Raw genomic sequence first — 14,482 nt, 5'->3', positions numbered from 1 at the left:
CCGGTGCCGGGCGGCTCAGCCGCGGCTCTGCGGCAGCCGGTACTCGCCGCCCGCCAGCGGCTCGACGAGTCCGTCCGCCACCAGCCCGTCCAGGGCCCGCGCCCGCTGCACCGGTTCGTGCCACACCCGGTCCAGGACCGCCTGCGGCACCGGCGCGTCGGACTCCCGCAGGACGGCCAGCAGCCGGCCGCGCACCTGGCGGTCCGTACCGGCGTAGGTCTGCGTACGGCGCGGCGGGCCCTCGTGCTCCGGCGCGCCCGCGCGCTGCCAGGCGCACCGGTCGGCGATCGGGCAGCGCCCGCACACGGGCGTGCGCGCGGTGCACACGAGCGCGCCGAGCTCCATCGTGGCGGCGGCCCAGCGCGCGGCGGTGGCGTCGTCCGCCGGGACCAGCATGCGGGCGAGCTTGCGCTCGGCGGCGGTGGTGGCGTTCGGCGGGTACTGCCGTCCGTTCACGGCGCGTGCGAACACCCGGCGGACGTTGGTGTCCAGCACCGCGTGCCGCTGCCCGTACGCGAACGAGGCCACCGCGGCGGCCGTGTACTCGCCGACGCCGGGCAGCGCGAGCAGCTGCGCGTGCTCCTTCGGTACGTCGCCGCCGTGCCGTTCCGCTATGGCCGACGCCGCCCCGTGCAGCCGCAGCGCGCGCCGCGGGTAGCCGAGGCGGCCCCAGGCGCGTACGGCCTCCCCCGACGGCTCGGCGGCCAGGTCGGCGGGCCGGGGCCAGCGCTTGAGCCACTGCTCGTACACCGGGAGCACCCGGGCGACGGGGGTCTGCTGCAGCATGAACTCGCTCACCATGACCCCCCACGCACCGGCCTCGGGGCGGCGCCAGGGAAGGTCACGGGCGTGTGCGTCGAACCAGTCGACGACAGGGGCGTGGAGGTCGGTGTAGTCGTGGTCCTGGGCGGCGTTCGCGGCGTCTTCAGTGGTCGCAGTCATGGCACGGACGATCCTGACACGGCGCGCGCCGCGGCCGAAACGACCACGCGGCGCGGACGCGCGACGTCCCCCAAGGGGAGCGCAGCGTGGGCCGGATAGCCGCTACGCGGCCTCGCGGCGCGGCCCCGGGACCTGACTTTCGTCAGGGGCGGCGGCCCAGGTCCGGCCGGTAGCGTCGGAGGGATGCGGGTGTGGAGCGGTGCGACGGGGAGCACGCGGCGCCGGGCCGGGCCGGCGCTCGTACGGGACGGTGCGCTGTGGGCGCTGCTCGCGGCGGCCGTCGTCACCGGCGACGCGTACCTCCGCGAGCCGCCGCAGCGATGGTGGCTGACGGCGGCGGGGCTGCTCCTGCTGGGTGCCGCGACGGGGCTCGCGCGGCGCCGTCCGGTCGCGGCGTGGCTGCTGGCCGCGGCGCTCGCGCTGGCCGCGTCACCGCAGCTGCTCACGTTCTCGTACGGGCCCGCGCTCGCCGCGTTCGGCTACCTCCTCGGCCGGCGCTGCGCGCAGAGCCGCCCCGCGCTGGTCGCGTTCGCGGGCGTGGTGGCGGTGGGGACGGCGAGCGCGTACGTGCGTACGGCGGACGACGGGCAGGGCGCAGACCCCGTACTGGTGTGGCTGGTCATGACCGGCACGCTCGTCTTCGGCGCCGTCTTCCCCTGGACCGTCGGCCGCTACCGGCGGCAGGACCGCGAGCTGTTCGCCGCCGGCTGGGACCGCGCCGAACGGCTCGAACGCGAGCAGCGCATCGTCGCCGAACAGGCCCGGCTGCGCGAACGCGCCCGTATCGCCGAGGACATGCACGACGCGCTCGGCCACGACCTGAGCCTCATCGCCCTGCGGGCGGGCGCGCTCCAGGTGGCACCCGGCCTGGAGGACGAGCACCGGCAGGCGCTGGCGGGGCTGCGCGGGGAGGCGGCGCGGGCGACGGAGCGGCTGCGCGACATCATCGGGGTGCTGCGGGAGCCCGCGCCGGACCGGCCCGCGCCTGACCGGCCCGCGTCCGACGAGCCCGCGCTCGGCGAGCGCGCCTCCGGCGGGACGGCGTCCGGCGGGACGCGGGCGGCGGAGGCGGCTGAGGCCGCTGAGGCGGCGGCGCCGCTGGCGCCCGTCGGGGAGACGCTCGCGTCGCTCGTCACGCGCGCCGCGGCCTCCGGGCTGCCGGTGCGGCTGGTGACGGACGGCGCCGCGGAGAGCGCCCCGGGCGCACTGCCGCCGCCCGCCGACCGGGCCGCGTACCGGGTGGTGCGTGAGGCCCTGACCAACGCGGCGAAGCACGCGCCGGGCGCCGAGGTGACCGTGGCCGTCGACTGTACGGAGGACGGGACGGCGGTCTCCGTACGGAACGGGCCGCCGGCCGCGGGCGCCACCACCGCGCCCGCGGTGCCGGTGCACACGGACGACGGCACCGGGCTGGTCGCCCTGCGCGAACGCGTGCGGCTCGCCTGCGGCGGCCTCACCGCCGGGCCGAGCGACGACGGCGGTTTCACGGTGACGGCCCGCTTCCCGGCAGACCCGCAGAAGGCGGACCTGCGTGCGGACGTCCGCCCGCACGCCCCCGCCGCCGGCCCGTACGAACCCGGCGCCGGCACACACGCCCCCGCCGTCGGCCCGTACGAACCCGGCGCCGCCGCCCGCCAGTTCGCCGCCGCCCAGCGGGCCGCCCGCCGCCGGACCGCCCGCGCCACGGCCCTCGCGTGCGGGGCCGCCGCGCTCGTGGTCGCCGCCGTCTTCGGCTGGTACGCGTACACCACCGCCGAGTCCGTCCTGCCGCGCGCCACCTACGATCGGCTGCGTGTCGGCGACCCGGAGGACGGCGTACGCGACGTGCTGCCCGGGCGGCAGGAATCGGCGCCGTCGGAGGACCGTTCGCCGCCACCGCCGCCCGGTGCGCGCTGCGCGTACTACCGGACCGACGGACGGCTCTTCACCAGCGTCGACATCTACCGGCTGTGCTTCCGTAACGGCACGCTGGCCGGGAAGACCGTGATCCAGGGAGCGGGAGACGAACGTTGAACATCCGCGTGCTGCTGGCCGACGACGAGGCGACGGTACGGGCGGGCGTGCGCGCCATCCTCGGCGCCGATCCCGGCATCGAGGTCGTCGCCGAGGCCGCCGACGGCCGCCAGGCCGTCGAACTCGCCCACGCACACCGCCCCGACGTCGCCCTCCTCGACATCCGCATGCCCAACCTGGACGGCCTCGCCGCCGCCGAGGAGATACTGCGCACCCGCGCGGGAGAGACCGCCGTCGCCATCCTCACCACCTTCGCCGAGGACGCGTACATCGCCCGCGCCCTGAGCGGCGGCGCCACCGGCTTCCTGCTCAAGACCGGTGACCCGCACGAACTCCTGTCCGGCGTACGGGCCGTGGCCGACGGCGGCGCCTTCCTCTCCCCGAAGGTGGCCCGGCACGTGCTCACCGAACTCGGTGGCGGCGCGGGCGGCCGCCTCTCGCGCGGCGCGCAGGCCCGCGCCCGTACGGACGGCCTCACGGCGCGCGAACGCGAGGTGCTCGCGCTGGTGGCACGCGGGCTGTCCAACGCGGACATCGCGCGCCGCCTGCACCTCGTCGAGGGAACGGTCAAGGGCCATGTGAGCGCGGTCCTCGACCGGTTGGGGGCCGAGAACCGCGTACAGGCGGCGATCGTCGCCTACGAGGCGGGGTTGGTGTGATCCCGCCCGGGTGCGTTGGCGGATGCGGTCGAGGTCGCCGTCGGAGTCGCGGTCGCGGATGCGGTCGCGCGGCGGCGTAGGAGCAGCCGGGCACCGTGCAGCACGAGCGGCTCGCTCGCGCACAGCGCGGCAACGGTCGCCCCGAGCAGACCGCCCGCCAGCACGTCGAACGGATAGTGCACCCCGACGAACACCCGCGAGAACGCCGTCAGCAACCCCACCGGCACTGCCAGCCACGCCAACCCCCGCCACAGCAGCGCCACTCCGGTCGCCGCCGCCAGCGCGAGCGTGGCGTGGTTGCTCGGGAACGACCAGTCGCCGGACGCGGGACAGGCCGCGAGGGGCGGCGCCGCGTCGGGCACGGCGCGGCACGGACGCTCCTCCGCGACCAGCAGCTTGACGACCTCGCTGAGTCCGTACGCCACGACGAGCGCGCACGCCGCGAGCAGCGCGGCGGCGCGTCCGTACGGGCCGTTGGCGCTCCGGGCCGAACGCAGGCAGGCCAGCGCCAGCAGGGCGACCAGCAGGACGAGCCCGCCCTCCGAGCGAACGACGGGGTGCGGACCTGACTTTCGTCAGGTCGGCAAGGTCCCGGCGGGAGCCGGGAGATCGCCCCGCTCATTGCCCACTCATCGCTTCGCTCATCACTCTCATCACAAAAGTTGCGGGATTGAAGCGGCGGGTACGGCTCTGTGCCGGGGGGCAAGTCTCGTAAGGTTTCCGCGTGGGATCTCTGCGCAATCCGATCGGGCCGCTTCCCTCCTCCATCTACTGGCGGCGGAGGGCAGTTGCGCTGTCCATCCTCGCCCTGCTTGTCCTGCTCGTCGTCTGGGCGCTGAACATGGGCGGTGACAGCGACGACCGCAGCGAGGCGGGAGGCAAGGGCGGACCGGACGGTCAGGGACCGACCGACTCCATCACGCCCGGCCCCACCACGTCCAAGCCGCCCGTCAGCGACCGCCCCGGCGGCAGGGACGAGGTGGACGGCGGTGCCGGTTCGGGCGGTGGCGGTGGCGACGAGGGCGCGGACGGCGGCGCCGACGGGGGAGGCGAGTCCGGCGGTACGGCGGGCGGCGGTGCTCTCTCCGGTTCCAGCGGCAGCGTCACGGGCGGTGGCGCCCTGCCCGCCGGTACGGGTCTGTCCGTCTGCGGCTCCGGCTCGGTGACGGTGACGCTGAGCAGCGTCAAGAACGAGTACGCGCCGGACGACAAGCCCGAGTTCAAGCTGACCGTGAAGAACTCCGGCAGCGACGACTGCCGGATCAACCTCGGCCGTACGGCGACCGTCGTCACCGTCTCCGACTCCGACGACGAGCGGATCTGGTCTTCCGCCGATTGCCCGCCCAGCCGTGCGACGGCCTACGTGCAGGTGCCCGCGAAGGGTTCGACCGTCCAGACCCTGACGTGGGACCGCAAGCACAGCAAGCCCGAGTGCGCGAAGGCGCCCGCCGGTTCGGCCAAGGCGGACACGTACCTGGTGGAGGCGGAGATCAAGGGGCTGAAGGCGGCCCGTACGTCCTTCGTCCTCGCGAAGGACTGAACACCCCCTAGCGGCGGCGCAGCCGCGCCAGCACGCCGCGCCGGACGCCGGACGCGGCTGTGCTGCCGGGCACCGGGGCCAGTTCGACGGCGAGTTCGTTGTCGACGGTGTAGTACGGGCGTACGCGTACGCCGTCGAGAGTGCGGGCCGGGTACACGAAGACGTTCTTGCGGTCCAGTACGTCGTCCAGCAGCCGCCCGACCCGTACCCAGCGCGACGGAGGGTTCCCGGGTGCCGCCGCCTCCGGCCGTACGAAGGCGTCCCACACGTCGAGGCCCGCGTCCCCGTCCCCGCCGGGGCCGGGACCGCGTTCGGCCAGCAGGTCTCGGTGGTCCACGGTGAACGTGAAGTCGTGCGCGCCGTCTGCCCGCAGCGCGGCCTCCCGGACCGTGCCCGCGCCCCGGCGGCGCAGCAGCGCGGCCGCGCCGTCGCCCAGCCGTGCGCCGTACAGCCGGCCGCACACCGTCAACGCGTGGTCGCCGACGCGGATTTCGCCCGCCTCCGCGTGCGCCGTACGGAGCCACGTGCGCACGGCGAGACGCCGGTCCACGGTGACGTAGGGGAGCCGTACGGCCAACGGCCGCTCACCGTCCGCCGTTCCGTCCGCCGGTTCGCGTCCGACCAGCGCGCGCAGGTCCAGCAGCCCGGGGCGGAGGCGGCGGCGCGGCTCGCCGTCCGGGAGGCCGTCGACGAGGTACGGGTCCCAGCGGCCCTCGGCGAGAACCGGTTCCGCTCCGAGGGTGGCGTGCCAGCGGCCGTCGTCCCGGCGTGCCAGGTCCAGTACGTGGCCGGTCTCGTCGGCGCGTGCGTCGGGGGTGCGCAGCACGAAGAGCAACCGCGGGCGGGCGGTGGGGGCCAGTGCGGGCGCGGACAGGCGCAGCACGAGCCTGCCTGCGCCGTCCACCGTGCAGTCGGCGGACGCGTCCCCGAGAGCGGCCTCGGCGGCGGCACCCTCCGCGGCCGCGGCCTCCGTTGCGGTCTCCTCGACGCCTTCCACAGTCACCTCGCGGCCTTCCACAGGGTTCGCAGGACGGTGTCGACAGCCTCGACAGCGGTGTCCCGCGCGGCGTACGAGCCCCTCACCAGCGCCCGCCCCGCGGGCTGCGGGCCCGCCGGCACCGCGGCGGCGGGCCGGCCCGCGGACTTCGCCTCCGTAAGCGTGCCGAAAAGCCGCTCCGCGCGCGCGACGACGCGTTCCGGGGAGTAGCGCCGCGAACTCTCCAGCGCCGTACGGCTCATACGGCGGCGCTTCTCGTCGTCCTCGATCAGCTCCAGCAGGGCGGCGGCGAACGCGTCCGGCCGCCCGACCGGCACCAGCCTGCCGTCCGCGCCGTCCTCGATGATCTCGCCCGGCCCGTGTGGGCAGTCCGTGCTGACGACGGGCAGCCCGCAGCGCATCGCCTCCACGAGGGTCATGCCGAACGGTTCGACGTCCGAAGTCGACGCGGCGATCGAGCCCTTGACCCACTCGGCCTCCATCGGGCTGGCGAGGCCCATCAGGAAGACGTTGTTGTAGAGGCCGAGTTCGTCGATGAGGTCCCGCAGCCCGCCGTGCTCCTCGCCCCGCCCGTAGATGCGCAGCTGCCAGTCGGGATGCCGCGCCGCCACCGTGGCGAACGCCCTGATCAGCACGTCGTACCTCTTCACCCGCACCAGCCGGCCCGCCGCGACGACCACGCGCCCGCCGTCCGCGGGCGGGAGGGAGGGGGGCGGGTGTTCCGCCCTTCGGTGGGGGCGGGTGCGGCGTCCTGCTCCGTGCCCAGGCGGATGCTCAACTGGCCGCCCAGCTCACGGAAACCGAGCGCCGCGGCCACCCGCCGGGACGGCTCCGGGCGTGCACGCCACTGCGGCAGCAGGCCGGCGTCGAGCGCGTGGGCGGTGGCCGCCGAGGCCACCTGCCGGGCCAGGCCGCGCCCGCGTCGCCGCGGGTCGGTCAGCACGCACAGGTGCGCCGTCGAGGCAGGCCACGTCCGGTAACCGGCCGCGGCTACGACGGCCCCGCCTTCGCGCAGCACGAAGGCGGGGGAGTCGATCTCGTCGAGGGCGCTCTCGTCCGCGTCCTCCGGTCCCGCCGCCTCCGTCAGCGCCCGCAGCACGGCGGCGCCCGGCTGCGTACGCGCGACCGAGCCCCCGCCCTCCGCCGGACGGAAGCCGTGGCCCGCGAGATACGCCAGGGTGGCGGGGCCGAGCACGTCGGTCACCGGCACCGGCACCCGCGCCCGCAGTTCGTCCGGCCGTACGAGAGCCTCCGCCCGCGCGTCGCCCAGGGCCCGGCGGAGCGTACGAGCCTGGGCCTCGTCCGGGGCCGTGACGAGCGCCGCGTCGCCCAGTCGCACCACTCCCGCCCAGCCGGGCGGGCACAGCCGCGAGTCTGGCGAGGCGGCGAACACGGCGCCGCCGTCCGGCGGGAACGACACCGGTACGGCGGCCAGTTGCTCCCACAGGCCGCGCGCGCGGGTCATCAGCGGGTCATCGTTCATGGCCCGATAGTGCCACCCGAAGATCGCGGGTCGAGCGGGTCGAGCGGGTCGAGCAGGTCGAGCGGTCGAGCGGTCGGGCACAAGCGCGCCCGGGCACAAGGGCGCGCGGGCGCCGCCCCCGCGTACCCAGGCGGGGTCAGCGCCCCGTCGCCCCGTCGATCAGCTCGCGGAGGATGTCCGCGTGACCCGCGTGGCGGCCGGTCTCCTCGATCATGTGGGTGAGCGCCCAGCGGACGCTGGGCGCGGCCCGCCCAGGCCGCGCCCGCGGGAGGGGTGCGCTGAGGTCGGCGCACCCGTCGAGAACGCTGTTCGCACGCTCGACGGATTCCCGGTAGCGGGCGACGACTTCGGCCGCGCTGTCCTCCGGCCCGGCCTGGAACGTCGCCTTCCAGTCGGTGACCTGTTCGCCGAGGAACGTCGCGCGTTCGACGTACGTGAGGTGGTTGAGCAGCCCGAGCAGGTTCGTGCCCGACGGCACCCCGGGCGTACGGACCTGGGGTTCGGGTACGCCCTCGGCCTTCGCGGCGACCGAGGCCCGCAGGTAGTCGAGGAACCCGCGCAGGGTCTCGGCCTCGGTGCCGCCGGTACGGGGCGGCGGGGTGTCGCCGCGGCGGCGGGATGCGGTGGGCATGGCGGTCCTGCCTTTCACTGGGGGCGTCCGCGCCGGGCTCAGGCGGCCCGGCGTACGCACAGGACGTGGTCGGTGACCTCGGCGGTGCTCCCGTCGGGTCCGTTCGCCATCCGGCGGGAGGCCTCGGCCCGCTCGACCGTCCACACCGCCGGGTCCAGGTCGATGCCCGCCGCGACCTCCTGCGGGCTCGGGTACCGGACGTCGGGGTCCTGGTTCCACGACCACGGCGCGGTGGAGCCGTGGTCGACGACCAGCAGCCGCCCGTCCGGGCGCAGCCGCTCCGCGGCCACGCGCAGGACGGCGGTCCTGTCCAGGTCGTAGGGGGTGTGGAGGTAGTGGGCGGACACCAGGTCGTACCGGCCGGGCGGGAACGACTCGTGCAGGTCGTGCCGTACGGCGGTGATCCGGTCGCCGAGACCGGCCGCGCGGGCGCGCTCGGTGAGCCGGTCGGCCGCCACGGCGGAGATGTCGACGGCGGTGACCCGCCACCCGCGGCGTGCCAGCCACAGCGAGTCGCCGCCGTTGCCGCATCCGAGGTCCAGCACGTCGCCGGGCGGCAGGTCGGTGACCGCCTCGACGAGGAGGGCGTTGGGCCGCGGCTCGCCGGCTGCCGGGCGGGCGGCGTACACGCCGTCCCAGAACGTGACCGCGTCGGTCGTACTCATCAGGTCTCCTTCGGTCGGGGCCGGTCATGCGCCGGTCGGGATGCGGTCAGCCTCGCCGGACGGGCCGGATCTGGCGAGAAATCTTGCGGTTATGGCAAGTTGGCGGCATGGAAAACGGATCAGCCGGCGGACCGGACGGCGGCACGGCGGACGTACTCGGCGCTGTGGGCCCGCGGCTGCGGGCCCTGCGGCGCGAGCGCGGCATCACCCTCGCCGACCTCGCGGTGACGACCGGGGTGTCGGAGAGCACCCTGTCCCGGCTGGAGAGCGGGCAGCGCCGGGCGACCCTGGAGCTGCTGCTGCCGCTCGCCCGCGCCTACGACGTTCCGCTGGACGACCTCGTCGGCGCCCCGCGCACCGGTGACCCCCGTATCCACCTGAAGCCGATACGGCGCTTCGGGATGGTCTTCGTGCCGCTGTCCCGGCGGCCCGGCGGCACACAGGCGTTCAAAATGATCATCCCGGCCCGGCCGGAACCCCTCGAACCGACCCCGCAGACGCACGAGGGCCACGAGTGGCTGTACGTGCTCAACGGCCGGCTGCGGCTGGTCGTAGGGGAGCGCGACATGACGCTGCCGCCCGGAGAGGCCGCCGAGTTCGACACGTCCATGCCGCACTGGCTGGGCAGCGCCGACGGCGGGGCGGTCGAGCTGCTCATCCTGTTCGGCCTGCAAGGGGTGCGTGCGCATGTGCGCGACGGGGCGCGTCCGCCGGAGTCCGGCGAAGGGCGGGGAGGTACGGGAGGCACGGCGCGGTAAGGGCCACCGAGGCGCCCCGCCCCGCCCCGCGCCTCCCGCCCCGCAGCCCGTGCCCCTCAGCCGGACCGTCCGATCCGCTTCTCGAACCAGTGGTGGGCGTACGGCTCGTCGTTGAAGGCGGCGACCTCCTCGAACCCGTACGCGTGGTACAGCCCGATCGCCGCGCTGAGCGCCTTGTTGGTGTCCAGGCGCAGCACGTCGCAGCCGTGCCGGGCGGCGCGCGCCTCCAGCTCGGCGAGGAACCGGCGGCCGAGGCCCAGGCCGCGTGCGTGGGGCGCGACCCACATGCGCTTGATCTCCGCCGGTGCGCCGGCCGGCAGCTTCAGCCCGGCGCAGCCGACGGGCTCGCCGTGCAGCCGGGCGACGAGGAACAGGCCGTGCGGAGGCCGGAGTTCACCCGCGTCGGGCAGCAGGCTGCGGGCCGGGTCGAAGCCGGTGTCGAAGCGCTCCTGCAGCTCGGTGAAGTACGACCGCAGGCAGTGCTCGGCGTCCGGCTGGTCCGGGTCCACGGCGTCCAGCGTGACCGTCGCGGCGGTCAGCAGCCGGTCGACCTCGGCCATGGCGGTGGTCAGCCGGGCGCGCTGACCGGTGTTGAGCGGCTCCAGCAGGGAGCAGGCCAGTTCGTCGCTGCGCCGGTCGAGCAGGGCGCGCTCCGTACGGCCCGCGTCGGTGAGCCGTACGGTGCGCACGCGCCGGTCGCGGGGCAGCGGCTCCACGGTCACCAGGCCGTCGGCCTCCAGGGAGCGCAGCAGCCGGCTGACGTAACCGGAGTCGAGCCCGAGGCGTTCGCGCAGCCGCCGTACGTCCTGGCCGCGCCCGTCGATCTCCCACAGCAGCCGGGCCTCGCCGACGGGCCGCCCGCGGCCCAGGTAGTGGTCGTGGAGCACGCCCACGCGTTCGGTGACGGTGCGGTTGAACCGCCGCACCTGGTCGATCTGTGCCGGATCCATTCTCTGACTCTAGTCAGGGAATCGCGAGCGGGGCCAGTCCGCGGGGCGTACACACGCGCTCAGCGCCGCCGGCGGAATCCCGTTCGAAACGCGGAGAGCACGGCCGGTAAGGTGCCGTCCGTGCCGAAACTCAATCAGATCATCGCAGTGGAGAAGGGCGTCAAGTCCAAGGTGCAGCAGGACCTGACCGCGGTCCGGCGCCGGCTCGACAAGCCCGCTCTGCTCGCCGGCATTGCGCGGACCTACCAGCCCAAAGACGAGGAGGGCGAGGAGCTGCCGCCCGAGGCCACCCGCGTCCAGGTGAAGGCGGAGGACGTCCTGCGCGACACGGCGGAGTCCCTGACCCGGCTGTTCGACGTCACCGCCACCAAGGACTGGGCGAACCGCGAGTCCCGCGCGGACATCACCGTCGACGGCCGCACCCTGCTGACGGACGTGCCCGTCTCGTACCTGCTGTTCCTCGAGAAGCAGCTCACGGAGCTGGCCGCGTTCGTGCGGAAGCTGCCCGTGCTGGACGCCGCCGAGTCCTGGTCGCTCGACCCGTCGACCGACTCCTGGAAGACGGAGGCGGTGCGCACCGTCCGTACGAAGAAGGTGCCCCGCAACCACGTGAAAGCGGAGGCGACAGAGCAGCACCCGGCGCAGGTCGAGGTGTACTACGAGGACATCCCCGTCGGCCAGTGGACGACGGTGAAGTTCTCCGGCGCGCTCCCGGCCCGCCGCGTCAACGAACTCCTCGACCGGGTCGAGAAGTTGCAGCAGGCGGTCAAGTTCGCCCGCGAGGAGGCCAACGGCGTCGAGGTCGCCGACCAGCGGGTGGGCGACGTGGTCTTCGGCTACCTGTTCGGGTAGCGTCACAGGATCCCCGGTGGCCGTCGCGCCTCCGGGGTGCGCGAGGAGCGCAAGCTGACACTGAAGCTCATCGTGATGCACGCGGCTGCCTGGGGGAGTGACACCCCTCCGAGCACTCGGTCACGAGAGGGGACCACCGGGACCGCGGGACCAAGCCGGGAATGTAGCCCCCGGCTCCCACGGCCGGAAGTCGCCCGTGGCACGCGTTCAATCTCAGATTCTCGCTCCAGCATCAGCATTCGCCGCCGATCGCCGGACCGGCCGGGCGCGGACCCGGTCGTCGGGTGCCGGTTCGAATCCGGCCCGCACAGCTCGGTGTGCGGTAGCTCAACGGAAGAGCACGACGACTTCACTCTGATCCGCGCCCTCCAAGGTCACGGCGTGCGCAGCTGGGCGGCTCACCAGGGCCCGGGGGATGGCCACTCTCCCGGGCCCGCTCCATGTCCTGCTGCCGGTACGGATCCCTGCGACGCGGTGCCTGTACGGGCGGTTGTACGGGCGCTCGTACGCGCGCCGGTACGGGTGCCGGCCCCGGGGGCGTACGGGCCGGAGCGCGGGGGAGCCGTACGGGCGCGTGGCAGTTCTGCCGGGCGGCGGGGGAGTACGGGGCGGCGCGTTCACCGGGGCGAGTGACGCCGTACCGGAAAGGCGTGCCTGACGGGCAAACGCCCCGCGTGTGCGGGCGCCGCCGAGAGGGCTGCACCCGGTGCCAGAAAGCCGTGCTGAGCTGCGGGTTTCCGGCCGCCGACGAGGGCGGGCGCGGGGCCGCGCAAAAGAGTTTCAGTTTGCGATCGATAAGCCCGTCAGGGGGCGCGTCCAGCTGGCGCAGCCTGCCCTCAGACACCGCTTGACAAGGGGTGAATCCCGACCTCACAGTGGGCGCTACGTACAACGCAAATCCATTGCGTTCCCTGCGTATTCGGAGAGTTTGTTGTGCCGCCCGTCAGGCGCGCCGTGCGCGCGCCCAGGGGTGCAATGCCATGTCGTCCATAATCCCCGTCGGCCGTCCAAGCACCGGAGAAGCTACCGCCGGCGGGGAACCGCTCTGCATTCACGGGTAATTCCCGACACCACCGGATTCCGGCCTGCCCGGAACCCGGCTGCCGGGATGCCCGAGCGCGCCTGAATTCAGGGTCCTGCAATTCAGCGTGTACGCGTGAACCGATGTCCATCTGACTGGAAAGGGTGAGTACCAAGTGACGCACACAGCCGTCTCCACGCCAACGCAGGTGCCGAGCCATAAGCCCTTTCTCCAGGTTACCTGGGACGACGATCAGACCTCCGCCCGAGGGTTCGTCGTCATCGACCAGCTGGTCACGGGCATCGCCACCGGCGGCATGCGCATGCGCCCGGGCTGCACGCTCGGCGAGGTGAACGAACTCGCCCGCGAGATGACACTCAAGATGGCCGCCTTCGGCATTCATGTCGGCGGCGCCAAGGGCGGAATCGACTTCGACCCCGCCGACCCCCGCGCCGAAGAGGTGCGCGAGCGGTTCGTGCGCGCCGTACGGCCGTTGCTCGAGCGTTTCTGGGTGACCGCGGGTGATCTCGGCACGCGGCAGGAACAGCTCGACGCGACATTCGAACGGGTCGGCCTCGGCGACACCTCCTTCCACGCCGCCGTGCTCCGCGCCGGCGACGAGACCGAGGTGCGCGCCCGCATCCGGCAGGCATTCGACACGCACACGGACGGCCTGAAGCTCTCGGAACTCGTCGGCGGCTTCGGCGTCGCGGAAGCGGCACTCGCCGCCCTCGAGCACCGCGGCATTCCTGCTGCGAACGCCCGGGCGGCCGTGCAGGGATTCGGCGCGATGGGCGGCTCCACGGCGCTCTATCTGGCCCGTGCCGGCGTCCGGATCGTCGGAATCACCGACTCCCGCGGCCTCATCGTCAACACCTCGCGCGGTCTCGACGTCGAGAGCCTGCTCGCCGCCCGGGACGAGGCCGGCGTCATCGACCGCTCAGTGCTCCGCGAGGACGACGCGGAGGAGCCGGGGGACACCTGGCTCGGCCAGGAAGTGGACGTCCTGGTGCCCGCCGCCGTCTCGTACGCGATCACCCCGGACAACTGCGACCGCATCCGCGCCGGGCTCGTCGTGGAGGCGGCCAACGTGCCCACGACCGCAGAGGCGGAGCGGGCGCTGCTGGCCCGCGGCGTCACCGTCATCCCCGACTTCGTGGCGAACACCGGTGCCGCGGCCGGCGCCTGGTGGGTCATCCTCGGCGAGGTGGTCAGCCCCAGCGGCGCGTGCGGACGGCTGTCGGCCCAGATGCGGCCGCTGGTGCGCCGCCTGATGGCCGAGGCCGACGCGGGCGGCGTCTCGACGCGGGACGCGGCGGTCCGCTTCGCGCGGGACAACGCGCGGCGGCTGGCGGGGGAGTTCGGTTCGGTGGTGGCCTTCCGCGACCTGTACTCCGGCACGCAGCAGGAGCAGCAGGACCGCCGCGAGGACGGCGGGCCGGGCCGGGCGCCCGCGGTGCCCGTGGCCGTGGCGGACCCGGCGCCCGCGGACGGCCCGGCGGCGCAGCCGCAGCCCGCGTGCCCGTCGAGCGCCGCCGACCCGGACCTGGCCGAGGTGCTGGACGGCCCGGCCCCGGCCGGGCGGCAGACGGCCGACACCCTGCCCGCGTACAGTGCGGCCTACTGGCCGGGCCCCGCCGAGGGCGACGCCGGGCGCCGCCCCTGACCGGGCCGCACCCGCAGCCGCACCCGACCGACCTGCCCCTGTCCGGGCCCGGAGCCGAGCGCTCCGGGCCCGGACCGGTGTGCGGTGCGGACCGGTGTGCGGTGCGGACCGGCGAGATGTACGCGCGCATGTGGCGTACGGCACCCGTGTGCCGTGCGCAACGGCGGCCCCGCGCCCGCCCTTTCGACATCTCCTGAACTCGGCCGTTCCGGTGCGACGAGCCAACGCGCCGCCGCGTGCCGCCCCGTGTCTCGCCACCGCACCCGTGAGAGGTGCGCAAACCGTTACGTACGGGCCGAGTTGGC

General features: G+C 74.6%; 13 protein-coding genes and 1 pseudogene. 6 read left to right on the top strand and 8 right to left on the bottom strand.

Annotated elements, in window-relative coordinates:
- Positions 1-15: 15 nt before the first annotated feature.
- Positions 16-942 carry an HhH-GPD family protein gene (locus DVA86_RS29345; RefSeq protein ID WP_208882847.1) on the bottom strand — a complete coding sequence of 309 codons (927 nt, stop codon included), beginning with the start codon at positions 940-942 and terminating at the stop codon, positions 16-18.
- A gap of 183 nt (positions 943-1,125) precedes the next feature.
- On the opposite strand from DVA86_RS29345, the gene DVA86_RS29340 reads away from it, so the two are divergent.
- Both DVA86_RS29340 and DVA86_RS29335 read left to right on the top strand, forming a co-directional pair.
- Positions 1,126-2,955: a sensor histidine kinase gene (locus DVA86_RS29340; protein WP_208882845.1), complete on the top strand. Its 1,830-nt coding sequence runs from the start codon at positions 1,126-1,128 to the stop codon at positions 2,953-2,955.
- On the top strand, positions 2,952-3,614 hold the full coding sequence (locus DVA86_RS29335; protein ID WP_208882843.1) for a response regulator: 663 nt from the start codon (positions 2,952-2,954) through the stop codon (positions 3,612-3,614). Before DVA86_RS29340 ends, DVA86_RS29335 begins: the two co-directional genes overlap by 4 nt.
- On the opposite strand, the gene DVA86_RS36350 is transcribed toward DVA86_RS29335, so the two are convergent.
- Entirely contained in the window at positions 3,593-4,063 is a 471-nt protein-coding gene (locus DVA86_RS36350) for a phosphatase PAP2 family protein (protein ID WP_425471005.1), read from the bottom strand. The two genes, DVA86_RS29335 and DVA86_RS36350, sit on opposite strands and share 22 nt — an antisense overlap.
- Positions 4,064-4,338: 275 nt before the next feature.
- Between DVA86_RS36350 and DVA86_RS29325 the strand changes: the two genes are divergently transcribed.
- Entirely contained in the window at positions 4,339-5,154 is an 816-nt protein-coding gene (locus DVA86_RS29325) for a hypothetical protein (protein ID WP_208882841.1), read from the top strand.
- Between the two features lie 7 nt (positions 5,155-5,161).
- On the opposite strand, the gene DVA86_RS29320 is transcribed toward DVA86_RS29325, so the two are convergent.
- From DVA86_RS29320 to DVA86_RS29300, 5 genes and pseudogenes are all read right to left on the bottom strand, one after another.
- The gene (locus DVA86_RS29320; protein ID WP_208882839.1) at positions 5,162-6,157 is read right to left on the bottom strand and encodes a hypothetical protein; all 996 of its coding nucleotides are present in this window, start codon (positions 6,155-6,157) and stop codon (positions 5,162-5,164) included.
- Positions 6,154-6,867 (bottom strand): annotated as a pseudogene (locus DVA86_RS29315) (glycosyltransferase); the annotation flags it as partial. The pseudogene DVA86_RS29315 and the gene DVA86_RS29320, both read right to left, overlap by 4 nt.
- Positions 6,798-7,634, bottom strand: a complete 837-nt coding sequence (locus DVA86_RS29310; RefSeq protein WP_208882836.1) for a GNAT family N-acetyltransferase — start codon at positions 7,632-7,634, stop codon at positions 6,798-6,800. The gene DVA86_RS29310 and the pseudogene DVA86_RS29315, both read right to left, overlap by 70 nt.
- Positions 7,635-7,770: 136 nt before the next feature.
- Complete coding sequence (locus DVA86_RS29305; RefSeq protein ID WP_208882834.1) at positions 7,771-8,265, bottom strand: DinB family protein; 495 nt, start codon at positions 8,263-8,265, stop codon at positions 7,771-7,773.
- A gap of 38 nt (positions 8,266-8,303) precedes the next feature.
- Positions 8,304-8,930 (bottom strand): SAM-dependent methyltransferase, encoded by a 627-nt coding sequence (locus tag DVA86_RS29300; protein WP_208882832.1) that lies wholly within the window; start codon positions 8,928-8,930, stop codon positions 8,304-8,306.
- Positions 8,931-9,037: 107 nt separating this feature from the next.
- Here DVA86_RS29300 and DVA86_RS29295 point away from each other — a divergent pair, with 107 nt between their 5' ends.
- The gene (locus DVA86_RS29295) at positions 9,038-9,688 is read left to right on the top strand and encodes a helix-turn-helix domain-containing protein (protein WP_208882830.1); all 651 of its coding nucleotides are present in this window, start codon (positions 9,038-9,040) and stop codon (positions 9,686-9,688) included.
- A 56-nt stretch (positions 9,689-9,744) separates the two neighbouring features.
- Here DVA86_RS29295 and DVA86_RS29290 read toward each other — a convergent pair whose 3' ends face one another.
- Positions 9,745-10,638 (bottom strand): bifunctional helix-turn-helix transcriptional regulator/GNAT family N-acetyltransferase, encoded by an 894-nt coding sequence (locus tag DVA86_RS29290; RefSeq protein ID WP_208882828.1) that lies wholly within the window; start codon positions 10,636-10,638, stop codon positions 9,745-9,747.
- A gap of 120 nt (positions 10,639-10,758) precedes the next feature.
- Here DVA86_RS29290 and DVA86_RS29285 point away from each other — a divergent pair, with 120 nt between their 5' ends.
- Positions 10,759-11,490 carry a DUF7873 family protein gene (locus DVA86_RS29285; protein WP_208882826.1) on the top strand — a complete coding sequence of 244 codons (732 nt, stop codon included), beginning with the start codon at positions 10,759-10,761 and terminating at the stop codon, positions 11,488-11,490.
- A gap of 1,229 nt (positions 11,491-12,719) precedes the next feature.
- Positions 12,720-14,177: a Glu/Leu/Phe/Val dehydrogenase dimerization domain-containing protein gene (locus tag DVA86_RS29280; protein ID WP_222623381.1), complete on the top strand. Its 1,458-nt coding sequence runs from the start codon at positions 12,720-12,722 to the stop codon at positions 14,175-14,177.
- Positions 14,178-14,482: the final 305 nt, after the last annotated feature.

The sequence above is a fragment of the Streptomyces armeniacus genome (genome assembly GCF_003355155.1).
GTDB classification, from domain to species: Bacteria; Actinomycetota; Actinomycetes; order Streptomycetales; family Streptomycetaceae; genus Streptomyces; species Streptomyces armeniacus.
Note: the sequence above shows the minus strand (reverse complement) of the source record. Positions and strands in the feature narration are given on the sequence as shown.

What these genes read in the sequence shown, in the direction of transcription:
- DVA86_RS29295 (WP_208882830.1), top strand. Translation starts at nt 9,038, where the DNA reads ATGGAAAACGGATCAGCCGGCGGACCGGACGGCGGCACGGCGGACGTA.
- DVA86_RS29300 (WP_208882832.1), bottom strand. Translation starts at nt 8,930, where the DNA reads ATGAGTACGACCGACGCGGTCACGTTCTGGGACGGCGTGTACGCCGCC.
- DVA86_RS29290 (WP_208882828.1), bottom strand. Translation starts at nt 10,638, where the DNA reads ATGGATCCGGCACAGATCGACCAGGTGCGGCGGTTCAACCGCACCGTC.
- DVA86_RS29305 (WP_208882834.1), bottom strand. Translation starts at nt 8,265, where the DNA reads ATGCCCACCGCATCCCGCCGCCGCGGCGACACCCCGCCGCCCCGTACC.
- DVA86_RS29310 (WP_208882836.1), bottom strand. Translation starts at nt 7,634, where the DNA reads ATGAACGATGACCCGCTGATGACCCGCGCGCGCGGCCTGTGGGAGCAA.
- DVA86_RS29340 (WP_208882845.1), top strand. Translation starts at nt 1,126, where the DNA reads ATGCGGGTGTGGAGCGGTGCGACGGGGAGCACGCGGCGCCGGGCCGGG.
- DVA86_RS29345 (WP_208882847.1), bottom strand. Translation starts at nt 942, where the DNA reads ATGACTGCGACCACTGAAGACGCCGCGAACGCCGCCCAGGACCACGAC.